The sequence below is a fragment of the Nostoc sp. genome (genome assembly GCF_036917455.1).
GTDB lineage: Bacteria > Cyanobacteriota > Cyanobacteriia > Cyanobacteriales > Nostocaceae > Nostoc.
In genome coordinates, this window is record NZ_JBALDK010000217.1 from 1 (window position 1) to 23,972 (window position 23,972).

Genomic DNA, 23,972 nt, shown 5'->3' on the forward strand with positions numbered 1-23,972 from the left:
AAAGGGGGGAAATAATATTTCCGGTTCCCTCCCCTTTATATGGGGAGGGTTAGGGTGGGGTAAAACCTGAGTTCTTCAGCTATTTTCAGACTTGTGTATACACCGTAGCCTTGAAAAGGGGGGCAAAAGTTTCTTAAAGTCCCCCTTTTTAAGGAAGATTTAGGGGGATCTGAAATGTTTTGCTACCAACGAGAGGACTTTTCAAACATCTTCTAACAGTGCCTTATTTGGCGAGTTGCTCACATCTGTTAAAGGTGATTTAGGAATGGCTCATAAGCGGTAGTTTTATCTGGAACGTCGAGCCTTTACCCTCATTGCTCATCACATGAATGTGACCACCGTGAGCTTGGACAATTTGTTGAGCGATCGCCAATCCTAACCCAAATCCGCCGCTTTCTCTTGTACGTTCTGTGTCAACCCGGTAAAAGCGATCGAAAATATAAGGTAAATCTGCCTCTGGAATTCCAATTCCAGTATCAATGACCTGAATTACTGCCCGATCTGAGTGAGGTTCTAAGCGTAACCAAACAGTTCCACCAGACGGAGTGTAATTGCAAGCGTTGTTGAGTAAGTTTTCCACAGCTAACCGCAGCAAATCGGGGTCAGCCCACAACTCAATGGGTTGTTCTGGCAAATGGCTAATGAACTTGAGCGATGCTTTTGCCGCAATAGTAGTGTAATGAACAACTAGATTTTCCAATAAGCCATTAAGATTTACCCTTTTGAGTGATTCTGGATTTAATTGTCCTTGATGCCGAGCTAATAACAATAAGTTATTGACTAAGGTACTCATCAACTTAGCGCTATCGATGATGTTCTCCATTGAAGGATGGATTTGGGGACGATCTGCCGCCATTAGTAACCCAACTTGGGCATTGGTTAAAATTGCAGAAAGGGGCGATCGCAACTCATGAGAAGCATCTGATGTAAAGCGTTGTAGTTGATTATATGCTTGCTGAACAGGCTTCATAGCTATGCCACCGAGTACCCAACCTGTAAGTCCAATCAACCCCAGCGCTATAGGTACAGCTAGGCTCAACATTAACAGAAACTCTTTGAGATCGTTTTGAGTTTCTGTCAGAGGGATAGCTACTTCCAGATAGCCGATGACCGAATTTCCTCCTTGAACAGGCAGAGTGAGTTGACGCAGCCAAAGCACTTTGTCTGTAAATGGGTCAAAGGACTTAATTGTGAGAAACCCAGATAATGTTTTTAACTGTTCTGGAGGTGGAGTCCCAAAAAACCGCTTGAGTTTGCCATTCGGGTCATACCAGCGAACATAGACCAGTTCAATATCAGCAGGGTGAGAACCACTACCCAATAGCGGTATATTGCTCAGATCGACTTGTTTTTGTCCTTGATACAGCCGATATTGTGAACTGGCTGCCATTAACTCTGCTCTTTTATAAAGCAGTTGATCTAATGCTTTAAGCTTGTCTTTCACCTCAAGATTATAAATGACTCCAGCAAAAAGAATGAGAATGCACCCCATTGAAAGGGTAAACCAACGAGCTAAGTTACGACGACTGCGGTTAAACACAACTGATGCTAATTTGTAATTCGTAATTCGTAATTACAAGACTTGTAATTGAACTACATTACTGCCTATTCTCCGTCTCAGGCGTTTTAAATCTCAAGTTAGTTCTGGTGGGTTGAGACGATAACCCATACCATATACAGTTTCAATCCAATCAGCTGCTGCTAATGTTTGCAAACGTTGGCGAAGTTTACGAACTATAACGGTGATTGCATTGCTTTCTGGCTCACTACCCCACTCCCATACGGCTTGCTCTATTTGGTTGCGAGTCAGGACTTGGCGGGGATGACGCATGAAATACTCTAGCAACTGAAATTCTTGGCTGGAAAGGGATACAGTCGCCCCTTGGCGTTCCAAAATTAGTGTATCGAGGTGAAGTTCGAGGTCTGCCAAGCGGAGAGTGTCTCCTTGCCAGAGAGGCGATCGCCTGCTCAATGCCCGCACCCGCGCCATGAACTCTATAATATCAATTGGTTTGACTAGGTAATCATCAGCTCCGGCATCTAAGCCGATAACTTTATCTGGTGTGGTGTCTTTTGCCGTGATCATTAATACAGGAGCTGTTTTTCCTGCCGCCCGATACTGTTGACACAAACTCACTCCACTAATCCGAGGTAACATCCAATCCAAAATCAGCAAGTCATATTCTTTTTCAGCTAAAAGCCATTGAGCGGTTTCACCATCCTTGACACCATCAACGCTGTGTCCAGCCTGAGAGAGAACCATTTGTAGTGGCATTAATTGCTTTGGATCGTCCTCTACCAGTAAGATTTTCATCACCTTATATACACTTAATATACATTTGTGCTTGTTTAGAATAATGCATTGAAGCAATCTCAACGTCTTTCATCAGTCACATTTGAGAAGTTGTCTATCCCATTTGGATATAGATCGACTGTGACCTAGCAAAATCAGAAGTAGGTGTAATGTGTGGCGTATTAGTAAACGTTGGCTGCAAGGGCTGGGATTAGAGTTTTGGTTGCCTCTACCACTGGTAGCGGTTGCGTTTTGGCTTGGCTGTAGTTTCCTAGCTGCCCAAGAGTTAAGCCGACCCAATTCCACGGAAAATAAACTTCAGTCAGATACCCAACTCGAAGCTCGGATATCAGTCAATGTGTTGCTCATTAATGCCGCCGTCAACCGAACTAAGAGAATTACTCAGGTTGAAGTAGAAACAGCAGATCCCATCCTGAAGCGATTGGAATTAGAACTTCCAACGATAGAATTCAACCAAATAGAAGCGACAATTGCCCAAGAATTAGGTCTACCTCGTCAGGATGTTAGAAAGTTAGTACGCTATGAATTTGTGGAATAACATTGACAGTATTTCAGGCTAAGTAAGTGGGCGGAAATAAATTCAACTATATTACGAAACCAAAACAGGCTTCAAACTCTTACCAACGATCAATACTTTTCCCATTTGCCGACAGTATCAGAAGATAAGCAATAATCAAGTAAAATTCAGATTCAGGAGTTGCTGCATGAGAAACAACGCAGACGATACAGCTAACAAACACCTCAGTTCAGGTGCTAACGAACTTAAAGATAAAGCTTCTCGAAATCAAGTGATCGTGGCTCCATTACCAGACCCGATTGCCAAAAATATTGAAGCGATTATTTCACTTCATACCCAGGAAGTTCGAGATATTCCCGCCCACCAACGCATACTAGAAGCGATCGCTACATTCTTTGGGCGATCGGCATTTATGTATAGTTTGCTACTCATACTAGCTTTGTGGATTTTTGGCAGTTTTTTTCAGCGCCTTTTACCATTCAATTTACCCCCGTTTAGCTGGTCAAATCAAGGCTTAGACGCTGCTGCATTGGTAATTTCAACTGGAGTATTAGTGCGACAAACTCGTCAAGAAAACTTTGCCGAACAGAGGGCGCAACTGATGCTACAGCTTAACCTACTCTCCGAGCAAAAAATTGCCAAGATTATTGCTCTATTAGAAGAACTCCGTACCGATTTGCCTGATGTGGTAAATCGGCACGATTCGGAAGCTCAATTGATGCAGGAACCGACTGACCCGATCGCGGTATTAGAAGCACTCCAGAAAAACTTGGCTCAAGAACTATCATCTACAGAAGAAAACAATATGAGTTGATCGCAGTTTTTTAGTAGACTTTTTTCTATTTAGAAACATCAAACAAAACTTCAAGTATAATTTTTGTGTTGGCAATAACAATTTATCGTAATATTTAACTAGAGGGATACAAATGGCTCAATTGAATGGTGTAATGATGCAGTACTTCCATTGGTATATCCCTCCAGATGGCAATCTTTGGAATGAGTTTAAAGATAAAGTCAAAGAGTTAGCTGATGCAGGTGTTACATCTGTTTGGTTACCCCCAGCTTACAAAGGAACAGGGGGTGGCTTCGATGTCGGCTACGGGGTCTACGATATGTACGATCTAGGCGAGTTTGACCAGAAAGGCTCGGTTCGGACAAAGTACGGCACAAAAGACGAGTATATCGCTGCTATCAAAGCTGCAAAAGATGCTGGCATTCGAGTGTATGCGGATGTTGTCCTCAACCACAAGTTAGGTGCAGACGAAGCTGAAGAGGTGGAAGCAACTCCCTACAATCCAGAGAATCGCCACGAGGCAATCGGTGAGATGCAAACTATAAAAGTGTGGACTCACTTTACCTTCCCAGGTCGGAAGGGCAAATACTCCGATATGGAATGGCATTGGTGGCACTTCGACGCGGTTGATTACAATGTTTACAACGAAGGAGAGAATGCAGTTTACCTGTTTAAAGATAAACAATTTGACGAACAGGTTGACCTAGAAAAAGGCGCTTTCGACTATCTCATGGGATGCGATCTTGATATGGAGAATCAAGAAGTTCGCGACGAGTTGAATCGCTGGGGTGAGTGGTTTGTAGAAACCACTAATATAGATGGCTTTCGTTTTGATGCCGTTAAACACGTTAGAGCGGGCTTTTTCCCAGAGTGGCTGCATCACTGTCGCCAAAAAGCAGGTCGCGATCTCTTTGCCGTCGGTGAGTATTGGTCTTATGAAATTGAAGCATTGCACAATTTCATTAGCGTCACTGGTGGCGATGTGTTGTTGTTTGATGCGCCATTGCACTATAACTTTAGCGCAGCTAGCACACAAGGCAGTGACTACGACATGCGGCAGATATTTGATAACACCTTGGTGCAACAGCAACCCGCTTTAGCCGTTACTTTAGTAGAGAATCATGATTCTCAACCTTTGCAGTCATTGGAGTCTGTAGTAGAAAGCTGGTTTAAACCGTTGGCTTATGCGTTGATTCTACTGCGAAGTGATGGTTATCCCTGTATCTTCCATGCTGATTACTATGGTGCTCATTATAAAGATAAGGGCCCAGATGGCAATGAGCATGAGATTTGGCTCGATAGTCATCAATGGATAATTGATAAATTTCTGCACGCCCGTCAAACCTATGGTTATGGCGACCAATACGATTATTTCGATCACGCGAATACAATCGGCTGGACACGCTTAGGAGACGAAGAACATCCTGGCGGGATGGCGGTTGTTTTGAGTAATGGGGAAGAGGGGACTAAGTGGATGGAAGTTGGGCAACCCAACAGCACTTACATTGACATCACTGAACATTTCAGCGAACCCATCACAACAAATGATGAGGGCTGGGCTGATTTTCGATGCAATGCTGGTTCTGTTTCTGTGTGGGTTCCACAGTCATAGTCTGGGTTTTAGTAGCATTCATGCAGAAAGTTAGGCGCTTGATCAACTTTGCCTAAAAGAGAACTTAGGTAGTACCAAGCGCACTAGCTTATGTCCTTGAAAACATGAAAGAGTTTGAAAAAATTAATTAATAACCAAAATTATTTGATACCAAATTATTGTGAAGCTGCATAAGACTTTAGAAAGCTAGTACTTCACCAACCCAAAAATGCTGGGAGCAGGGGAGCAGAGGAGAGTCCAAATACCAAGTTCTTTCCCCTCTGCCCCTCTGCTCCTCTGCTCCTCTGCCCCTCTGCTCCTCTGCCCCTCTGCCCCTCTGCCCCTCTGCCCCTCTGCCCATCCTTCCCCTCAAGCTTGTGATAAATGCGGGTTAGGGATAGTAGCAGGAATAGTAGCTCCGATAGGATTAGTAGAAATAATTAATTAGTGAATATATAGTTGGGAAAAGTTATAAAAGCTAACTATATAAACTTTCTGACCTCCTGTTTCTCTCTTCAATACGTTCCGCTTTGCTTTTCAATGTTTGGTTCATGGCTTCAAACCCTTGGCGAACGTCGATATTTAATCGACGAGCCAAGAGAGGTACTAGTAAGCCGTGGAAAGATTCTTGTTGAATGAACAAAACGCGTAGGCCTAGCCCGTCGTAGACATCGCTTGCTAACGGCTCAATGATAAAGCTGTGTTCACTGTCAAACAATCCTGGTATCAAAAAGTGTCCTAACCAGCGCAATTTGCGATTAGGTTCTACCGTAATCACCGTAGGGCGAAAGGTTATAATATTTTTACCCGGAGGCTGAAAGTGAACAGTTAGCCGTGCCCCTTCACTCAGCGACCCACTAATTTGACGAATAAACAAATTCCAACGTGGAAAACTGGCAAAATCAGTGAGTAGATTCCAGACTTGCTCATCTGATGCCTGAATTTCGATTTCAGTGTATATTTTCATGGGTGTGAGTTGAGAGGAAAACCAGAATGAAAACGGTTATTCCTGCTAACAAGAACCCGATGTATTGTCCAACTCATATTCAGTCTGCATGTCTGTGAGGGAACTACTGACCTTGAACAACCAGAACGGAACATGAAGCGTGATGAACGACATGATTGCTCACACTTCCTGCTAAAAGTTCGGCAAATCCCTTAAGTCCTCTGCGACCAAGCACAATTAAATCTGCTCCCCAACTCTGGGCTAAATCACAGATGTTAGTTCCAGGATCGCCTGTGTGAGAACTAAATTCTGCTAGAATACCGTGTTTTTTCGCTTTCTGATAGTAGAACCGCAGTAAACCCTGTGCCTGTTGTGTTTCTATTTCTAAATCTACTAAGTTCACAGTGAGTTGACTAGAAGTTGCTAGCTCAATACTGTGACCAATCATTAACTGAGCAGCGTCTTTTTGGGCTAACTCCAGCGCTTTTGCAAATACTGTTGCAGTTGCAGGTGAATCATCGACTGCTACCAAAATCTTCTTAAAGCTCATACACATCTCCAATAATCAATTACTTCATTCATCCCTGTTGCCTTTTAGCTTGAGGGATAAATGTGATTCAAAAGTGAAAAGTGAGTACGATAAATGATTTATTCACTTTTCATTCACATTTATCGGTAATCCTGAAATAGAAGCAGATAAGCGTAATAATAAGGCTCACAATCAAACTCAAAAAATCTAGCTTTTTACTATTTACATATTAATAAATTTTCGTTTTCAAAGTATTTATTTTTATAGGAGATGTTGTGATAAATTTCCATCCAGTTAAAAATGCAATAGGCATCATTTCTACCCGTGATGCTGCAACACAAGTGCTTGATGAACTCACAGCAATTGACTTTCCTATGCATAAAATTTCTGTGTTCACTTTAGACTCTGAACACGAAAATTTGCACGAGGATGCTAATGCGGTTAAACATACCATGACTCCGATAGAAGGTGCTAAAGCAGGCGCAATTACAGGAGGAACAACCGGGGGCTTCCTGGCACTCACAGCTGGGCTTGGCGTATTAGTTATTCCCGGTTTTGGCCCGGTATTAGCGGTTGAATCTGTGGTGGGTACACTGCTGGCGGGTGGAGCAAGTGCAATTTTTGGCAGTGTGTATGGTGCTTTTCAAGGTTGGTTTGCTCCCGAAAGGCAACCCATACTCTATGAGCCAACTACCTTCCAAGAAGAATTTTTGGTGAAGGTAGAGGGAACATTAGATGAAATATGGCAAGCAGAATCGATTCTCCGTTACTGGGGCGTGCGAGAGTGGCATATTTATGAACTTAGCAAAAGATTCTCGTAATAACACCAATTTGAAAAAAAGAAAAGTACAGATTTAAACAGAGAAATCCAGATTAAATCTGATGAATATTAATTACGAATTCGTTTAACAGTTACTGCATGGAGACAGAGATGACAACAAATACGATCGCTACAGATACTTTTGCTGATTCCACAAAAGATTTACTCAACTATGAATGGCATACTCTGGCGGAACAGCAGATTTTACAAATGTTAGCCAGTCATCCAGAGGCAGGTTTGACTCATAAAGAAGCTACCACGCGGCATCAACAGATGGGTGCAAATCAACTAACTACTAAAGATGGCAAAAGTCCTTGGCTAAAATTTTTAGAGCAATTTAATCAACCACTACTATATATTTTGCTGACGGCAGGAGTAGTAACGCTGCTATTGCAAGATTGGATAGATGCCGGAGTAATTTTTGGTGTCACCCTAATTAATGTCATCATTGGCTACATTCAAGAATCGAAAGCAGAAGGTGCGATCGCTGCTCTATCTAAAGCTGTCACTACCGAAGCAACTGTGATTCGTGATGGTCAAAAAACCCGTCTGGCTTCGATAGAACTTGTTCTGGGTGATTTGGTACTGCTAGCATCTGGGGATAAAGTACCTGCGGATCTGCGGCTATTAAGTGTGCGTGGGTTACAAGTTGACGAGTCTGGTTTAACAGGCGAATCTGTTCCGGTGGAGAAAGCAACTCCATCGCTGGCTATCGAAACACCATTAGCCGAACGCAGCAATATGGTGTATGCAGGAAGTTTCATCACCTTTGGACAAGCAGAAGGGATTGTAGTAGCGATCGCAGATGCCACCGAAACCGGTCGAATCTCGCAGTTAATTGAAAGTAGCACAAATCTGAAAACACCACTGACGCGAAATATTGACAAGTTTAGCAAAACCTTGTTGTATGTCATCTTAGGTTTGGCTGCCCTGACATTTGCAGTCGGATTAGGACAGGGCGAATCTTGGATTGATGTTTTCAAAGCAGCTGTGGCTCTGGTAGTCAGCGCGGTTCCCGAAGGATTACCTGTAATTGTCACAGTCACGTTGGCGATCGGGGTTTCCCGAATGGCACGACGGAACGCGATTATTCGCAAGTTACCCGCAGTGGAAACATTGGGAAGTACAACTATTATTTGCTCTGACAAAACTGGCACGTTGACTGAAAATCAGATGACGGTTCAAAATGTTTATGCGGGTGGGCAACACTACACCGTTAGCGGTATTGGTTATGCCCCAGAGGGTGAAATCCTCATGAATCAGCAGCCTGTTGATTTCAATAAAAATGGACATATTGCTGTTTGGGAATCTCTGGAAGCGGGATTGCTGTGCAATGATTCTCACATCGAATGGCGAAACGGACAGTGGAATTTAATCGGAACCCCAACCGAGGGAGCATTGATTACGGCTGCTAATAAAGTGGGATTGACGCAAGAAAATCTACAGCAAGAATTACCCAGAATCGACACTATTCCCTTTGAATCCCAATTCCAATACATGGCAACTTTGCATGAATTGGATGCAAAGCGATCGCTCAATGTGATTTATCTCAAAGGTTCTGTAGAGGCAATTCTCCAACGATGCGATCGCATGTTCGATGCTCAAGGACAACAGGCTGCGCTCAATCCTGCCGTAGTGGAACAGGAAGTTGCTGGCATGGCAAACCAAGGATTACGAGTGCTAGCTTTTGCTAGAAAAGAAGTTGCGGCTAAACACTCTTTTAATCGCGATGATCTCGATCGAGGACTGGTGTTTTTGGGACTTCAAGGCATAATCGATCCGCCCCGTCAGGAAGCGATCGCCGCAGTCAACGCCTGTCAATCTGCGGGGATTCAGGTGAAGATGATCACTGGGGATCATGCGCTAACGGCAGCTGCGATCGCCCGCCAAATGGGAATTTGCTCGACTGAAGAACAGGTCTTCACCGGACAACAATTAACTCAGATGGATGAAAAAGAATTCGCCCAAGCGGCCGAGCAAGGCATGGTATTTGCGCGAGTTGCTCCAGAACAAAAGTTGCATCTGGTGAAAGCATTGCAACTCAAGGGCGAAATTGTGGCGATGACTGGAGATGGTGTCAACGATGCTCCCGCTCTCAAACAGGCAGATATTGGTGTAGCGATGGGCATAGCCGGGGCAGAGGTTGCCAAAGAATCGGCGGATATGCTTCTAACTGACGATAACTTCGCCTCAATTGAAGCTGCTGTGGAAGAAGGGCGCGGGGTTTACCGCAACTTGCGAAAAGCGATCGCCTTCTTGCTGCCGATTAACGTCGGAGAATCGATGACGATTTTAATTGCTATTCTCCTATCTACTGCACTTCCCATCTTACCAATCCAAATTCTCTGGCTGAACATGGTCAGTTCGGTCGGGTTGATTGCTCCTTTAGCCTTTGAGCCAAAATCTGGACAAGTGATGCAGCAACCACCGCGCAACCCCAGAGAAAAGCTTTTATCAGGTAGTTTACTCCAGCGCATCTTAGCGATTTCCGTCTTCAATTGGCTAGTAATTTTTGGGGTATTTCAATGGATACTTCAAACTACAGACAATCAAGCCTTGGCACGCACGATGGCGATTAATGGGTTGGTGGCAGCAGAAATCTTTTACCTATTAAGCATTACCCAGCTTTTACCATCTCTAGTTGCCAGAATCCAAGGTAAACGCACACGCATAGCCTATGCACCTGCGATCGGAATTGTGGCTGTAGTGATTTTACAATGTCTATTCAGTCAGTGGAGCATGATGAATCAAATATTTAACACCACACCTTTGACATTTATTCAAGCTCTCATTTGTATGGGTGTAGGTTTGCCAGTAGTATTCATCGCTCTCATTTTGCAGCGTTTCGATCCGCTCAATTAGGAAAACTCCTAATAATAGTTTCAGACAACGCCAGATGATTACGTTAGAGGATGAATGAACAAGTCCTCTTATCGGTATCAAAAGTTTTAGATCCCCCTAAATCCCCCGATAAATTCGGGGACTTTGATTCCGGTTCCCCCTTTTTAAGGGGAGCCAGCGCGGTCTTGGGGGTTTCCCCCATGAGCGACTGGCGTGGGTTAGGGGGGATCAATAAGTGCCTAAAATCACAGCCAAAGACTTGTTCATTCAACCTCTTAGAGCCGCACCCAAATCAATTAAAAATTCCACCGATACATTTTGCTAGGTATGATATTTAATCTGTAAGCATTTACCTAGTAATAATCAGCTATGACCCAGAACTACCGCATTACTCTACTCCCCGGCGATGGCATTGGCCCTGAAATTATGGCAGTGGCGGTAGACGTGCTGAAAGTCGTAGGGAAGCAATTCGATCTAAAGTTTGAATTCCAAGAAGCCCTCATCGGTGGTGCAGCAATTGACGCTACAGGGGAACCCTTACCATCTGCCACTCTAGAGGCTTGCCGTAACAGTGATGCTGTGTTACTTGCTGCGATTGGTGGTTACAAGTGGGATTCCCTACCATCTAATTTACGCCCAGAAGCAGGTTTGTTAGGGCTACGCGCAGGTTTGGGATTATTTGCCAATTTGCGCCCAGCGAAAATTTTGCCCCAGCTAATTGATGCCTCGACTTTGAAACGCGAAGTTGTCGAAGGCGTGGATATTATGGTGGTGCGCGAACTCACTGGTGGAATTTATTTCGGTAAACCTAAAGGGATTTTTGCCACAGAAAACGGTGAGAAACGCGGTGTAAATACAATGGTTTACACAGAATCGGAAATTGAACGCATTGGGCGGGTGGCATTTGAAGCGGCAAAAAAACGCGGTGGTAAACTTTGTTCGGTGGATAAAGCGAACGTATTAGAAGTATCTCAGTTGTGGCGCGATCGCATCACCCAACTTTCACAAGAATATCCAGATATCGAACTCTCTCATTTATATGTAGATAATGCTGCTATGCAGTTGGTACGCGCTCCCAAACAGTTCGACACCATTGTTACAGGCAATTTGTTTGGTGATATTCTCTCTGATGCTGCTGCCATGCTTACCGGTAGTATTGGGATGCTACCCTCAGCGAGTTTGGGCGCTTCTGGGCCTGGTGTGTTTGAACCAGTTCATGGTTCCGCCCCAGATATCGCTGGACAAGATAAGGCAAATCCTTTAGCGCAGGTTTTGAGTGCGGCGATGATGTTACGTTACGGTTTAGACCAACCTAAAGCAGCAGATAACATTGAACAAGCCGTATTGCAAGTTTTAGAGCAAGGCGATCGCACAGGGGATATAATTTCTCCAGGAAAAAACCTCCTTGGTTGCCGCGCTATGGGAGACTCACTCATTAAAGCTATTGAACAAAAATAATTTTTTAGAGCAAACTGGGCAATTTGGCAACCTTTGCTATAAGTTTCGGGTAGACTAAAGTGAAATCTAGCAATCAAATAACAGTCGATAGTGTACGCATTACGACAAGGACAAGTAAATTTTACCGCCCCAAAGAACCAATCGCCTTTGATTGATCCTGCTGTAATCAGAGCTGCTGGGCAGATATACTATACTCACTGTGAAGTCCACCCCGAAATCGCGGGACAACCTTCCGGTGTAGCAATTAATCGTGTGACTCATCGAGGTAAGGTTATTTTTACTAACCAACCAGTTCTTTTACCTCAAGAGTGTTTTGTACCCTTAAGTCAAATTGAATCACACATGTATTAGTCATTGGTCATTGGTCATTGGTCATTGGTCATTAGTCATTAGTCATTAGTCATTAGTTCTCGACAAAGGACAAATCACTAATGACAAAAGACAAAAGATAAACGACAAATGACACAGGACTAATGACAAAGGACTAATGACTGTATGGACATTTTGTTCGCTATTCCAGCGAGTGTAATGGTCTTTGCTTTGGGTGCATCTATTGGTAGTTTTCTCAACGTTATTGTTTATCGGCTACCTGCTGGGTTGTCAATTCTTTGGCCACCTTCTCGTTGTCCTAAATGCTTAAACCAGCTAAAAGCTTACGACAATGTACCAGTATTTGGCTGGATTTCATTAAGAGGGCGATGTCGATATTGCAAAAGCAAAATTTCTGTCCGTTATCCCGTGGTAGAAGGGGTGACGGGCATAATTTTTTTGTTAGTTTTTTTAGTATTTCAAGTTTCTACTTTAACAATAGGCTATTGGGCTTTTTGTAGTTGGTTATTAGCACTATCGCTTATCGACCTAGATACAATGACTCTACCTAATCCACTTACTCAGTCGGGTTTAGTGGTAGGCATTTTATTCCAAATGGTGGTTGGTTATCTATCAGAAGGAAGTTCTGTGGCATTGGTAAATCACCTTATGATGGCGATAGTGGGTGCAGTCTTAGGCTTATGGCTATTTGATGCGATCGCCATATTGGGTTCAATTGCTTTTGGGAAAACTGCAATGGGCGCAGGTGATGCTAAGTTAGCAGCCATGATGGGAGCCTGGTTAGGCTGGAAATATCTGCTCTTAGCTAGTTTTATTGCCTGTGCGCTGGGGGCCTTAATTGGGAGTGGTGTTATTATGCATAAACACAAAGCCGTGAGTCAAGAGACATCAAGACAAAAGCTAGGACAAAAAATGCCTTTTGGCCCTTTTCTGGCTTTAGGATCTGCGATTACCATATTTAGCGGTGAAGCTATTTTGTCTAGCTACCTACGGTTATTTTTTCCACCATCTTGAATTGGAGTTGGGGGTGTAAGTAATGCCCCACACCCAAGAACCTTTCATAAGAAATATTTATAATTCGTGACTGTAACCAACATTACCCCATCTGCCCTTCATATTTTGATAATATTCTGCTTGTGACTTGTATTACCCTCTTAACAACGATTAACCGTTGGCAAGCACAACTAGTACAACAGATGCTGCTTATTCAGAACACTAGCGATGCGAATCATTGATTTGAGTGGGAGAGGGAGAGCATCTTATTTGGAGGTTGGTATTCTCATAGCTTTGTCAGTACGTCCATATAATTAAGTCTGCTGAAAAAAAGAGCAAGAGACTTGTATTGGCATAAGTATTTTCGTTAAGCTGGCAACCAAAGATGATAATTAAGGTCTGAATTGCTTAAAAGCGTAGTTTGACGATGTAGTAATTAGTCATTAGTAAAGACAAATGACTTATGACTAAGGACAACCCAATACGGTTTGACATGTTTTCAACCTCATACCCACTTAAAATAAAATAAAAAATGGCTAACAACGAAGAATCACGTGGTTTAAAGTCTCTATTTGATTGGTTTGCAAATCGGCGGAAATCAGGATCTACCAGCCTGGAACGCCAAGAACGTGAAATTGCTGATGGTTTGTGGCATAAATGTTCTAAATGCGGTGTTTTGGCATACACAAAAGACCTGAAAGCCAATCAGATGGTTTGTATCGAATGTGGTCATCACAATCGGGTAGATAGCGATGAACGCATTCGTCAATTGATAGATAACAATACCTGGAAACCCCTAGACGAGCATTTGCGTCCAACCGATCCGCTAGAATTTCGCGATCGCAAACTCTACAGCGATCGCTTGCGGGAAACACAAGATAAAATTGGCTTAATAGACGCAGTTCACACTGGTTTAGGTCAAATCAATAGTTTGCCCATTGCCCTTGGGGTTATGGACTTCCGCTTCATGGGTGGTAGTATGGGTTCGGTTGTGGGAGAAAGACTCACTCGGATGATTGAGCAAGCTACTCAACGGCGATATCCTGTTGTTATCGTCTGCACCTCCGGCGGCGCGAGAATGCAAGAAGGAATGCTCTCCTTGATGCAGATGGCGAAAATCTCCGCAGCCCTACAGCGCCATAAAGACGCGCGATTATTATATATTCCCGTTTTGACCAATCCGACAACAGGCGGTGTTACCGCTAGTTTTGCGATGTTAGGCGATATCATTTTGGCAGAACCCAAAGCAACCATTGGTTTTGCCGGTCGGCGAGTGATTGAGCAAACCCTGCGGGAAAAACTCCCCGAAAATTTTCAGACTGCTGAAGATTTGCTCCTGCATGGTTTTGTTGATGATATCGTACCCCGTACCCAATTAAAGAATACTTTAGCCCAGCTAATTGCTCTACACCAGCCTGTACTAACACCACCTCACATGGTTTTGTGGGAAACAATGTCTTTAACTTCTACCGCAGCAGAATAAAGCATAAAGCATGGGGCAGGAGGCAGGAGTTCTTGAATTTTGAATTTTGAATTTTGAATTGATTTCTCCCCTGCCCCCTCACCTTCCTGGCTCTTTGACAAAAACTAGTGGAACAATTGCTGCTAGTCGGAATAGGCCAGAGAGGGCGAATAACCCTAGTAAGCCTCCAAACTGAGCAAATTGAATAATGAAGCTGCCTATAGTTGTGCCTAAAGCACCACTTGCTCCAGCAACGGCAGCTGCCGTCGCAAAATAGATAGACTGATTTTGAGTTGGTGCGATCGCTATTTGTATATTGTTAATGCACAAGTCAATCGCCGCCCAAGTACCTCCAGCCAAAATGTGTAACAGAGGTAGCCACAACCAAATATCAAGGCGATTAGCGCCAATCCCTAGCCATAGCAGTGGTGTAGCTGCAACCAAAACCCCAATAGAGATGAGGATGGGACGATTGCCTATCTTGTCTGCTAATTTTCCCCATAGAATCAGGATTAGCAAAGTGGCCCCTGCCTGAAGGCTGTTGTAAATAGTCACATAGCTTACATCCAAATCCAGCCTGTCCAGCATGTAGAGGTTGAAAAAAGGACTGCTGAGGTTAACAGCAAGATTCCAGAAGCTGAAATACAGCAGAAATCTTAGAAAGTTAGAGTTTTTCCAAACACTATTAGCTAATTGGTTTTGTGGTGGGTGAATTGATTGAGCCACTTCCGAAGATTCATCTTTTATAACCTCTGATTGAATCTCACTTGTTTGAATTAACTTGCCATAATAAGTGTTTTGCGATTGCGGATTCATATCTACTTGAAAATACTGACATCCCAATCCCGCAATTCCCAACACAATGCTTATTAACAAAACCACCCCATAGCCTTGTAGAGTTCCACCATACCAATGTGAGACAGCTAAACCAGCCATTGGTACGCAAACCAAATTGGTAAGGTTAGCAGCACTATTGCGTGTCCCAAAATATCTGCCTCGCAATTGTCGGGGAACTATCATTGCTACCCAACTTAGCCATGATGCAGTTCCTAATCCTCCCAAAAGATTGCTGAATAGGACAATCAAGAGTGTCAATATCACTAACTGGTGAGTATTAATCACTTCCAAGCTTACAGCTACAATACCGATTACTAGAACTAGCCATAGCAGCCGACCAATTCCGTGTGTGCGAAGAGAATACTGAAAGCGGCTGCTGCTACGTTCAGACAAGTAAGCACCCAAAGGCTGAATCAGATTGACCAACATGGGGATAGAGCAAAGCATCCCAAATACTACTGGACTAGCACCCAATTCCACTAAGAAATTGCTGAGTAAAATGCCGCCAGTTCCAAGAGAGTAAACCGATGCTAAGACAGAATCAGCAGTGGAGGCTTTTAAACTTGTGCGAATCGCATCCTTAGGAATTCGAGAGGTTGGAGAAAGTGCTGTTGCTGGTGAGGCAATCTGGGAAATTTCCAGAGTCGGTGGCGCAGTTATTTCAACCTGAACAGAATCCATAATGTATGTTTATGAGTAAAGCATCCTGACATCAACCCGGTTGTCGAAGAACTCACTATGCTTTTGTTAGCATTCTTAAGAAGTTTTCGTTATTCTAACTTGCAATTTTCAACAAAAATTTTAGATAAGTAAATATACGATTACTATTTGATTTTTGAACGAAATTAGGTATTGTAAAGGAGCCAGGGCGTTGTGGTGAATCCAGCGCCGTAGGCGACTGGTTTTCCCGTTGGGAGGTTCCCTCCGTTGTAGCAACTGGCGTTGTCTTAGAACGGAGTTCGTAACGCCCTCTGATGAAGGGTTAGCCATCCTCACTACCAATTTCAGAAACTCTATCATTTGGAAATTTTTAGTATTTCAATCCATAATCCAAAATTCAGGGATTGAATAGCGTTAATATTGCTTATAAATTTGCCTTCGATACTTTTTCAATTTGTCCACTAAAGTATGCTTCTTCATGTTTGAGTTGTTGCGCTAGTTCCAACCCTTGTTTAAAAGCTGTTAATGCTTGAGGAAAATCTTTGCGTTCTATATACAATTGCCCAATTTGGTCATAAGCTTGCATCATCCCGTAAAAGTTGGCAGCTTGTGCCTCTGTCTGCACAAGAATTTGGCTAGCCTGCAAAGCCTCGTCTATTTGTCCTTGAGAACGGTACAGCGCAATTAACTTTTGCAAAGCGTCACCGGCTGGAACGTACTCCTTTAATTGCCAAGCAGTGGTATAAGCCTCTTGATAATTTTTAAAGGCTTCTAGTAGTAAGTTAGGATCTTTCTTTGCTAGAGATTCGTAATCTGAAGCGATCGCTAGCTTTAATTCTGGTATTTTAGTAAGATTATTTTCACTAACGTAAATTTCTAGTAGTTTATTAAGTACATTCAATGACTGCTGCGGTTGTTGTGTCTGCTCATAAATGTAAGCTAGCCGTTGCAGATATGTTATTTCGTTTACACGTTCGCCTTGGGAAGTAGCGAAACCCAACAGTTCTTCGTAGACTGGGGCAGCTTTGGGATAATCAAACCAACTTAAATGTAGTTCCCCAATTGTCTTAAGCATTTCTACTAACGCTGTTGTATCTTTTTGCTGACGTACCACTAATAGAACCTGGTCGTAAGCTTCTACAGCTAGTTTAATCGATCGCACATTTTCGTAAGCTTGGGCTAGCGCTCGCCACAATTCTAGATCGACTTGGGCTGTTTTTTTCTGAGATTCTGCCTGCTTTTGAATTGCTTGCAATCGCTGCGTAATATATTGCACTTCTTCTCCATCATTTTGCTTCCAAGCGATCGCCCCAACTCGCGATAGTGCTTGCACCTCTGCTAATGAACCTAAAAAGCGCCGCAAGCGAAGTTCTCGGTTCCAAATTTCAAACGCCGCCACCGGCTCCCCTGCTTGCAGTTTCGCTGCTGCTTCTTGGTTTAAGGCATCTAGCGCTGGTTCTAAGTTTTGCTGTTCTTGGAGAGTTAACGGCTGTTTATCCTTGGGCAAACGGGGTAGCAGTGGGTCGGGTGTGGTAATTTCTAGGGGACTGGGAGGAAATTTATCCGGTACTTTCGGCTTTTTACTCTCTGCCAGCGTCAAGGAACTACTAAAGAGGATAGCGGCAGTCACAATCACAATTAAACGCTTGAGCATGGGAATTTTACCTGGACTTGAGTTAGTTACATGAGGTAATCATCCTCATGCCCTATTATTTTTACCTTATTCCAGTAATTGCAAAGCGTCACTGACTGAAGAAACCAGGAAAGGCAGAGGAAGAAAGAAAAACTCCTTTCCCTGCAACTGATTTTGATGGAACAGGTGATTAACGCCAGGAGCAAAAATTTAAAGTCCGCGCTGCAAACCTGTTTGATGCACCTACAGCTATGAAAGCTGCGATCGCAAGCTTGGGTAAGTTTTCCAAACTAAGGAAGAAACAGAGTTTGAATGCAGTTTAGCGATCGCTTGCCAAACAAGACATTACCATACCCGTTTTATCCCTGAATTAGCTAACGATGGTTCAGTATATTTTGTTGTTAGTATTTAAAGGGCTAGTCCTAAAAAGCCTGAAGGTTTAGCGGCAGATCATTTACTCTCTTTTTCTGCTCTGGCTCTTTCCTGTGTCAAACTATCAATAGCATCACCCAAAGCAGTAGTTAGGCTATTACGGGTTTGGGCATGGCTATCCTGCTCAGTTTTTAAAGCTTGCAAGAGGCGATCGCGTTCTTTGATCGCGGCGATGAGTTTAGGTTGCAAATCCTCCACAGATTTTAGTTGTTCTATCTCTTGTTGGATCGGTGTTACTGGTGTCTCAGCAGCCAGTGTCTCGACCTCAATACCTCGAAGTTTATGTAAGTCTGCCTTGAGGGATGCGATCGCCTGTTGCGATAGTTGGGCATCTGTGCGGCGTTGTTCTGCTTCTATATTGTAAAGCTGTCGCCATTTTTGGGCACTTTCCCAAGCCGCATCGCGATCGCCCTGAAGTCCCGCCATCTGCTCTCTGAGTACCTGGATTTCTGTCAACCACTGTTGTGTTAAGTCTTGATTCATAAATGTCATTTGTCATTAGTCATTTGTCATTTGTCAATCGACAGAATGCTGCTTTTGTAAAGCGGAGAATGAAAAATTATCTCTTTTTCCCCTGCCCCCTGCCCCCTGCTCCCGACTCGGTATTCTTGCGGTAAAAAGATAAATGCGATCGCTACACAAAATTTGGCACAGTAGTTAAGAAACCTAACCAGTTTTAACTCTAAATTATGCCAAAGCTTCGTTTTTTTCGCTTCTTTCGCCACCTCAATTGGCGCACGCTCAAAAAAACTTTTGCCAGGACAATGGAAAGACGGCTTTTGGGACTTGCCTCGGAAATCGCCTTCAATGCCATGTTATCGCTGTTTCCAGCAATTCTTGCTCTGATCACAGCCATTGGCTTATTAGCAGAATCTTTGCAAGCCACCTTTAAACAACTAGCGCTTCAACTCAGTCAAATCTTACCTGACGAGGCCTTAATTCTGATCCGTGATTTTGCTACCACAGAAATTACCAACTCCAAAAATAGCGGTTTATTTTCTCTGAGCTTTGTCTTAGCAATTTGGACTGCCTCTGGGGCGGTGAGTACCGCGATGACAGCCCTCGACCAAATCCATCAAATTCCTTCAGAAAAGATACGCCCCTTTTGGAAAGCCAAGCTTGTCTCTCTCGGATTAACAGTCGGTACTATGTTACTTTTAGTGCTGGCTTCTTTTTTAGTGTTCACCAGCGACTGGATTTTGGGAATGGTAGTACGGGAAAATGGTTCCTTGATCTTCTTATTGCATCTTTGGAAGCTGTTACGTTGGCCATTAGCCTTAAGTATTGTTGCTGTCGCCTTTGGCTTTGTCTATCGTTATGGGCCAAGTGCATGGAACTCAGGTACGCCAATGATGCCTGGAGCAATTTTAGCAGCTGTTTTTTGGGCAATATTATCTGCTCTATTTCGGCTTTATGTGGCAAATTTTGGGAATTATAATAAAGTGTATGGTGCTGTAGGAGCCGTGATAGTTTTAATGCTCTGGCTGTCAATGAGCGCTGCTGTTCTGTTAATCGGCGATCAGTTGAACGTGACAGTCGGTGAAGATATACGCCCAAAAGCGCAGTCACAATTTAATGAAAATATTAGTTTGTAAATCCCTGAGAAAACTTTTGACAAATCTCAGTAGGGGAGTAAAATGTCTAACGATTCATTCAATATAAATAAGCGATCGCCTTCATGCCGGATTCTTCTCCTCGGTTTTCGATGATTGAGCCTGATGCCAAAGCACCCACCCTGAAGCGCCTGCGTCAGTTAAGTCGGCTGCTAGATAACATTGTTACTATTCCTGGTACTAAGATTGGTTTTGGTCTAGATCCAATCTTAGGACTTATACCTATTGGTGGTGATTTTTTGGGAGTCATGTTTTCTAGCTACATCATCCTAGAAGCAGCGCGTCTGGGTGTATCTAGAGCCACTTTAGGCAAAATGGTTTTCAATGTAATTGTTGATGGCTTGGTAGGTACTGTTCCCGTTTTGGGAGATTTTTTTGATTTTGCCTGGAGAGCTAACACTAATAATATCAAGCTATTAGAAGAATACTTAAAGTTTCCGAGCGAGCAAAAGAGTGCAGATAGGTTGTTTATCGTTGCCCTTTTGGTTGGATTGTTACTGATGTCCATAGTTTTAATAGCATTACCAGTGATTCTAATTAGAATGCTGTGGAACGCCTTAACAGGTGGTTAAATTATTTATTGATAATGGAATGAAAGATTGGTGGCAAGCTACTTTTCCTAAAGGGCGGCAAAGTCTAATTATTACTGATGCTCAAGGTTATCCTGTACAAATTTCCTATGGCGAAAAAGGTAGAGGTAAACCGCTAATCTTATTACATGGCATGGGTAGTTGGAGCTATAATTGGCGACACAGTGTAGCCGCATTATCTAAACATTTCCGGGTAATTTGCTTTGATGCCAAAGGTTTTGGTTTTTCTGAAAAACCATCGTTTCGTAGAGAACACAACAGTCATCAAATTCTTGAGTTTAAAAGAATTATTCAGGCATTATGTCATGAACCCGTAGTGATTGTGGCTGAATCTCTGGGGGGATTAGTTGCCCTTGCCCTTGCTCAAGAAAATCCGCAGTTAATTGGACAGCTTGTAGTCGTAAACGTACCTGTTTTTACCAAACATTTACCCCATTGGGCTATGTCGTTACTTGCCCAAACTCCTCTAGAAATAATCCAAACAATTGACACCTTACGTCTGGCATATTTGTTTGCACCTCTATTGAGAGAAATAATGGCAAGGGAAAGACGTGGGGTATTATTTGATCCGTCCATTTTGACACAGGAAGATGTCTATTGGATTACTTACCCGTTTATTGAATTTCCTGGTGCGATCGCTAAAGTTGCTGAAGAGTTACAAATAGCAGCGCGAGAAATCGAGAATTGGCAAGCAAATAAACCAAATATGCTTACCCAAATCCAAAATAATCTGAGTGCAATTCAGTGTCCTACACTAGTTTTGTGGGGCGATCGAGATAGTTGGTTTCCTGTTAGTCATGGGGAAAAATTACATCAGCATCTTCCCAATTCCAAATTAAAAATTTTGTCTAACTGCTATCATGATGCATCAACAGGTGCTTTTGAGCAGGTGAATGCAGCGATTATCGAATTTTTACGGGATACGGAATGCTCCTAAGAGTGAGATGTGAGGCTTCTTTTATTTCACAGCTAACTGAATTCTGTTTCCATAAAAAGAGAGTGGGAGGAAGCATATCAGTCAGCTTTCAAACTCCCACTCTGCCATTTGCTACTGAAGTGAACAGGAATGTATACAGACGTTGCCCGTTATTTGGGGCTAATGCGTACTTCAACAACAACGCCCATACGCATTTTATATTCCTGTTGCAGCAAATGCCAAACCTGATTATTAATATTTATCTGCTGAGAAAAATCTTCTCCAAATAATTAGTAGAGATAGGTTTTTTGTAAATCACTTAGTTATAGCAACAGCCTTGGTGGTTAGGACATCAACAGATGATGAAACTTAGACACAAAAAGACTTTTCACCCAGTCCTCAGTCCCTTGCTATAGTATTAGTTCAAAGGAATTTACTTGCGTGGTAGACCCTAATAAAAAAAAACCTTGAAGTCGTTTATCTTCATTCAATTTAACTTGGTTAATCAGAGTCTGGTTGCCATTTTGGCAGCTTTTTAAATTTTCTAACGGGACTCGCTTGACATTCTCCCCCGTTTAGAAAACGGGGGATTCTAAGCTCAAACAGCAATTGCAGTCTCGGACTGTCTAATATCACCTAACTTAATAGTCGATGCCCCGACTATGTAACAGCCCTCTGTCAGAGACCCTGTTCGCGTTCGCCAGTTAGCTTTAATTACGCCGACCTACTTAGTCAACAACTCTCAATAAATAGTTAATTATGCTAGAAACAACAGCTAGCACAATTGAACCTAACAAAGCAGGTAAAAAGCCCTGAATCTCAAAACCATAACCAGGAGTTAAAGCACTTGCCAACCAAAGGGTTAAAGCGTTGATTACCAATGTAAATAAACCGAAGGTGAGCAAGGTAATCGGAAAAGTTAAAATCTGCAAAATTGGTCTAATAAATGCATTAACCAGACCAATAACAAGGGTAGCGACTAAGGCAACCACAAAATTCTTGATAAAGAATCCCGGAACAATATTAGCAGTCAGAAATAACGCTACCGCAGTACCGAGCCAAGTTAATAAAAAGTGTTGCATAAGTTTTTTTAGAGGAATTAGCAGTAAGTTTAATTAATTTCACTGTTGACAGTTGCGATCTGTAACACGATCAGGTGTTCTTGTGCTTGACTCCAAAAGTTCCCATCATCTTTTGTTAGTCCAAAAGCAATGTAATTTTTCTGTCTTGGCATAGAGATACTTTTAATCGGTCTATCTTTCTGACTTTTCACATCATTTATAGCAAGGGACTGGGTGAAAAGTCTTTTTGGGTCGAAGTTTCATCATCTGTTGATGTCCTAACCACCAAGGCTTGTGCTATACAATAAACCTACAAAAAACCTAATCCCCTAATCTCCTGCCCTTGTCGGGAAGGGGGAAAATTTAAAGTCTCTCCTCTTAGAAGAGAGATTTAGAGAAAGGTTTTCCAGATACCGTGAAAAGTCAGGTGTATCTTTATCGTATTGCAGGATGTACCGGATTAAATTCCTAAAGCGCAAAACCCCTATAGAAGTTCCTCAAAGTTGAAAAACCTCTATACCTTTGGGATTTGCAAAAAATAAGTTATTAAAACTTCAGAGCATCTTGCTCGCGTCTTTGGTTACAGGCAAAGAAGACGCTGGCGATACTAACGCCGCAAAAGAACCTCCCAGGTAGAGCCACCAACTACACCGTCAGCTTCTAAACCATAGCGCTTTTGTGCAGCTTTCACAGCTGTCTCGGTTGTCTCGCCAAAGTCTCCATCGGCATCGCCTTTCAAAAAACCAAGCTTTTTCAGTTGTTGTTGCAACTTCACAACTTCAGAACCACGTAATCCTATACGCAAAATTGGCATTCCCTCGGAGGTGTATTGAATACCAGGGGTTCGCTTAGTAGTTGTATTTGATGTGTTTGACTGACTTTGAGTAGTTGATGTAGTGCGATTCGGTTTTTTCTGTGTGCTTGAAGTTGTAGTTTTTCTTGGGGTAGCAGGTCTTGGCTCAGGGTTGCTTGCAACTTGTGTTGCAGCTTGTGTTGCAGCTTTCTTTGGACTAGTAGGTTTTGGCTCAGGGCGAGTCGCAACTTGTGTTACGGCTTGTCTGGGGGGGTTGGGGCTGGGATTTGCAACGTTGGTGAGGTTGCTAGCTTGGGTTGGAACAGGAAAATTCGTAGCTGAGTTAAATCTTGGCTGGGATGAAGGAACAGTTGATGCTGCTACTGGTTGATTAGGGAAAAGTCTTTGCCAAGTGCTGGCATCAACAACGCCATCTGGGTTTAAGCCAGCTGCTTGTTTAAACCGGGAAACAGCACTAGCTGTATTTTGACTATATATACCATCTACTGCACCAGAATAAAAACCCAAAAGTTTTAGAGCTGCCTGAAGTTCAGATACGCGTTCGCCTTGGCTACCAACTTTGAGGTTAGGGCGGTTGATGCTATCTCCAGGATTTACTTGGGCAGTTTTTTGTGGTGCTGCTATTGATACTACAGATGTTGAGGCAATAAGCAGAGGCGTAGCAGAGTACAAGAGTATTCCAATGGCTGATAAAGATTTAGACCTATTTGGGCACCAACCCTTTTGCCGTTTTTCCACTTTACAGCGATTTACAGTTGGATCTAGTAATTTTAAGTAACTCAAAATACTTGCTGTCAGGCTGCTTTGCATGGAATTTACTCC

General features: G+C 43.0%; 22 protein-coding genes. 12 read left to right on the top strand and 10 right to left on the bottom strand.

Annotated features, from left to right (window positions below; translation table 11 throughout):
- Window positions 1-259 precede the first annotated feature (259 nt).
- Entirely contained in the window at window positions 260-1,540 is a 1,281-nt protein-coding gene (locus tag V7K42_RS23565) for a sensor histidine kinase (RefSeq protein WP_334919701.1), read from the bottom strand.
- Between the two features lie 93 nt (window positions 1,541-1,633).
- On the bottom strand, window positions 1,634-2,314 hold the full coding sequence (gene rppA, locus V7K42_RS23570) for a two-component system response regulator RppA (RefSeq protein ID WP_334919702.1): 681 nt from the start codon (window positions 2,312-2,314) through the stop codon (window positions 1,634-1,636).
- A 151-nt stretch (window positions 2,315-2,465) separates the two neighbouring features.
- On the opposite strand from rppA, the gene V7K42_RS23575 reads away from it, so the two are divergent.
- The 3 genes from V7K42_RS23575 (at window position 2,466) to V7K42_RS23585 (ending at window position 5,236) form a co-directional block, all read left to right on the top strand.
- On the top strand, window positions 2,466-2,852 hold the full coding sequence (locus V7K42_RS23575) for a hypothetical protein (RefSeq protein ID WP_334919703.1): 387 nt from the start codon (window positions 2,466-2,468) through the stop codon (window positions 2,850-2,852).
- A 166-nt stretch (window positions 2,853-3,018) separates the two neighbouring features.
- Entirely contained in the window at window positions 3,019-3,645 is a 627-nt protein-coding gene (locus V7K42_RS23580; RefSeq protein ID WP_334919704.1) for a DUF1003 domain-containing protein, read from the top strand.
- A gap of 112 nt (window positions 3,646-3,757) precedes the next feature.
- Window positions 3,758-5,236, top strand: coding sequence for an alpha-amylase (locus tag V7K42_RS23585; protein ID WP_334919705.1), 1,479 nt, complete (start codon window positions 3,758-3,760; stop codon window positions 5,234-5,236).
- Window positions 5,237-5,693: 457 nt separating this feature from the next.
- Here the strand turns inward: V7K42_RS23585 and V7K42_RS23590 are convergent, their stop codons facing one another.
- A complete protein-coding gene (locus V7K42_RS23590) occupies window positions 5,694-6,182 on the bottom strand; it encodes an SRPBCC domain-containing protein (RefSeq protein WP_334919706.1) in 489 nt (162 codons plus the stop codon).
- Between the two features lie 103 nt (window positions 6,183-6,285).
- A complete protein-coding gene (locus V7K42_RS23595; protein WP_334919707.1) occupies window positions 6,286-6,711 on the bottom strand; it encodes a universal stress protein in 426 nt (141 codons plus the stop codon).
- A 254-nt stretch (window positions 6,712-6,965) separates the two neighbouring features.
- Here V7K42_RS23595 and V7K42_RS23600 point away from each other — a divergent pair, with 254 nt between their 5' ends.
- From V7K42_RS23600 to accD, 6 genes are all read left to right on the top strand, one after another.
- On the top strand, window positions 6,966-7,511 hold the full coding sequence (locus tag V7K42_RS23600; RefSeq protein WP_334919708.1) for a hypothetical protein: 546 nt from the start codon (window positions 6,966-6,968) through the stop codon (window positions 7,509-7,511).
- A 110-nt stretch (window positions 7,512-7,621) separates the two neighbouring features.
- Window positions 7,622-10,372 carry an HAD-IC family P-type ATPase gene (locus tag V7K42_RS23605; protein ID WP_334919709.1) on the top strand — a complete coding sequence of 917 codons (2,751 nt, stop codon included), beginning with the start codon at window positions 7,622-7,624 and terminating at the stop codon, window positions 10,370-10,372.
- A 348-nt stretch (window positions 10,373-10,720) separates the two neighbouring features.
- Entirely contained in the window at window positions 10,721-11,809 is a 1,089-nt protein-coding gene (leuB, locus tag V7K42_RS23610) for a 3-isopropylmalate dehydrogenase (RefSeq protein ID WP_334919710.1), read from the top strand.
- Between the two features lie 90 nt (window positions 11,810-11,899).
- Window positions 11,900-12,160: a hypothetical protein gene (locus V7K42_RS23615; RefSeq protein ID WP_104908437.1), complete on the top strand. Its 261-nt coding sequence runs from the start codon at window positions 11,900-11,902 to the stop codon at window positions 12,158-12,160.
- A 144-nt stretch (window positions 12,161-12,304) separates the two neighbouring features.
- A complete protein-coding gene (locus V7K42_RS23620; protein ID WP_334919711.1) occupies window positions 12,305-13,153 on the top strand; it encodes a prepilin peptidase in 849 nt (282 codons plus the stop codon).
- A gap of 511 nt (window positions 13,154-13,664) precedes the next feature.
- Entirely contained in the window at window positions 13,665-14,615 is a 951-nt protein-coding gene (gene accD / locus V7K42_RS23625) for an acetyl-CoA carboxylase, carboxyltransferase subunit beta (RefSeq protein ID WP_334919712.1), read from the top strand.
- Between the two features lie 78 nt (window positions 14,616-14,693).
- On the opposite strand, the gene V7K42_RS23630 is transcribed toward accD, so the two are convergent.
- The 3 genes from V7K42_RS23630 to V7K42_RS23640 form a co-directional block, all read right to left on the bottom strand.
- Window positions 14,694-16,112, bottom strand: a complete 1,419-nt coding sequence (locus V7K42_RS23630) for an MFS transporter (protein ID WP_334919713.1) — start codon at window positions 16,110-16,112, stop codon at window positions 14,694-14,696.
- Window positions 16,113-16,515: 403 nt separating this feature from the next.
- Complete coding sequence (locus tag V7K42_RS23635) at window positions 16,516-17,745, bottom strand: tetratricopeptide repeat protein (RefSeq protein WP_334919714.1); 1,230 nt, start codon at window positions 17,743-17,745, stop codon at window positions 16,516-16,518.
- A gap of 429 nt (window positions 17,746-18,174) precedes the next feature.
- Window positions 18,175-18,639: a hypothetical protein gene (locus tag V7K42_RS23640; RefSeq protein WP_334919715.1), complete on the bottom strand. Its 465-nt coding sequence runs from the start codon at window positions 18,637-18,639 to the stop codon at window positions 18,175-18,177.
- Window positions 18,640-18,845: 206 nt separating this feature from the next.
- On the opposite strand from V7K42_RS23640, the gene V7K42_RS23645 reads away from it, so the two are divergent.
- From V7K42_RS23645 to V7K42_RS23655, 3 genes are all read left to right on the top strand, one after another.
- The gene (locus V7K42_RS23645) at window positions 18,846-19,751 is read left to right on the top strand and encodes a YihY/virulence factor BrkB family protein (protein ID WP_334919716.1); all 906 of its coding nucleotides are present in this window, start codon (window positions 18,846-18,848) and stop codon (window positions 19,749-19,751) included.
- A gap of 83 nt (window positions 19,752-19,834) precedes the next feature.
- Window positions 19,835-20,341 (top strand): DUF4112 domain-containing protein, encoded by a 507-nt coding sequence (locus tag V7K42_RS23650; RefSeq protein WP_334919717.1) that lies wholly within the window; start codon window positions 19,835-19,837, stop codon window positions 20,339-20,341.
- A 19-nt stretch (window positions 20,342-20,360) separates the two neighbouring features.
- The gene (locus tag V7K42_RS23655) at window positions 20,361-21,296 is read left to right on the top strand and encodes an alpha/beta fold hydrolase (RefSeq protein ID WP_334919741.1); all 936 of its coding nucleotides are present in this window, start codon (window positions 20,361-20,363) and stop codon (window positions 21,294-21,296) included.
- A 707-nt stretch (window positions 21,297-22,003) separates the two neighbouring features.
- On the opposite strand, the gene V7K42_RS23660 is transcribed toward V7K42_RS23655, so the two are convergent.
- The 3 genes from V7K42_RS23660 to V7K42_RS23670 all read right to left on the bottom strand — a co-directional run bounded on the left by V7K42_RS23660 (window position 22,004) and on the right by V7K42_RS23670 (window position 23,960).
- Window positions 22,004-22,357 (bottom strand): phage holin family protein, encoded by a 354-nt coding sequence (locus tag V7K42_RS23660; RefSeq protein WP_094329939.1) that lies wholly within the window; start codon window positions 22,355-22,357, stop codon window positions 22,004-22,006.
- A gap of 29 nt (window positions 22,358-22,386) precedes the next feature.
- The gene (locus V7K42_RS23665) at window positions 22,387-22,509 is read right to left on the bottom strand and encodes a hypothetical protein (RefSeq protein WP_334919718.1); all 123 of its coding nucleotides are present in this window, start codon (window positions 22,507-22,509) and stop codon (window positions 22,387-22,389) included.
- Window positions 22,510-22,943: 434 nt separating this feature from the next.
- Window positions 22,944-23,960 (bottom strand): peptidoglycan-binding domain-containing protein, encoded by a 1,017-nt coding sequence (locus tag V7K42_RS23670; RefSeq protein WP_334919719.1) that lies wholly within the window; start codon window positions 23,958-23,960, stop codon window positions 22,944-22,946.
- Between the last annotated feature and the right edge of the window lie 12 nt (window positions 23,961-23,972).

What these genes read in the sequence shown, in the direction of transcription:
- V7K42_RS23605 (WP_334919709.1), top strand. Translation starts at nt 7,622, where the DNA reads ATGACAACAAATACGATCGCTACAGATACTTTTGCTGATTCCACAAAA.
- V7K42_RS23640 (WP_334919715.1), bottom strand. Translation starts at nt 18,639, where the DNA reads ATGAATCAAGACTTAACACAACAGTGGTTGACAGAAATCCAGGTACTC.
- rppA (WP_334919702.1), bottom strand. Translation starts at nt 2,314, where the DNA reads ATGAAAATCTTACTGGTAGAGGACGATCCAAAGCAATTAATGCCACTA.
- V7K42_RS23665 (WP_334919718.1), bottom strand. Translation starts at nt 22,509, where the DNA reads ATGCCAAGACAGAAAAATTACATTGCTTTTGGACTAACAAAAGATGAT.
- V7K42_RS23655 (WP_334919741.1), top strand. Translation starts at nt 20,361, where the DNA reads ATGAAAGATTGGTGGCAAGCTACTTTTCCTAAAGGGCGGCAAAGTCTA.
- accD (WP_334919712.1), top strand. Translation starts at nt 13,665, where the DNA reads ATGGCTAACAACGAAGAATCACGTGGTTTAAAGTCTCTATTTGATTGG.
- V7K42_RS23670 (WP_334919719.1), bottom strand. Translation starts at nt 23,960, where the DNA reads ATGCAAAGCAGCCTGACAGCAAGTATTTTGAGTTACTTAAAATTACTA.
- V7K42_RS23630 (WP_334919713.1), bottom strand. Translation starts at nt 16,112, where the DNA reads ATGGATTCTGTTCAGGTTGAAATAACTGCGCCACCGACTCTGGAAATT.
- leuB (WP_334919710.1), top strand. Translation starts at nt 10,721, where the DNA reads ATGACCCAGAACTACCGCATTACTCTACTCCCCGGCGATGGCATTGGC.
- V7K42_RS23590 (WP_334919706.1), bottom strand. Translation starts at nt 6,182, where the DNA reads ATGAAAATATACACTGAAATCGAAATTCAGGCATCAGATGAGCAAGTC.
- V7K42_RS23650 (WP_334919717.1), top strand. Translation starts at nt 19,835, where the DNA reads ATGCCGGATTCTTCTCCTCGGTTTTCGATGATTGAGCCTGATGCCAAA.
- V7K42_RS23660 (WP_094329939.1), bottom strand. Translation starts at nt 22,357, where the DNA reads ATGCAACACTTTTTATTAACTTGGCTCGGTACTGCGGTAGCGTTATTT.
- V7K42_RS23585 (WP_334919705.1), top strand. Translation starts at nt 3,758, where the DNA reads ATGGCTCAATTGAATGGTGTAATGATGCAGTACTTCCATTGGTATATC.
- V7K42_RS23580 (WP_334919704.1), top strand. Translation starts at nt 3,019, where the DNA reads ATGAGAAACAACGCAGACGATACAGCTAACAAACACCTCAGTTCAGGT.
- V7K42_RS23620 (WP_334919711.1), top strand. Translation starts at nt 12,305, where the DNA reads ATGGACATTTTGTTCGCTATTCCAGCGAGTGTAATGGTCTTTGCTTTG.
- V7K42_RS23635 (WP_334919714.1), bottom strand. Translation starts at nt 17,745, where the DNA reads ATGCTCAAGCGTTTAATTGTGATTGTGACTGCCGCTATCCTCTTTAGT.
- V7K42_RS23645 (WP_334919716.1), top strand. Translation starts at nt 18,846, where the DNA reads ATGCCAAAGCTTCGTTTTTTTCGCTTCTTTCGCCACCTCAATTGGCGC.
- V7K42_RS23595 (WP_334919707.1), bottom strand. Translation starts at nt 6,711, where the DNA reads ATGAGCTTTAAGAAGATTTTGGTAGCAGTCGATGATTCACCTGCAACT.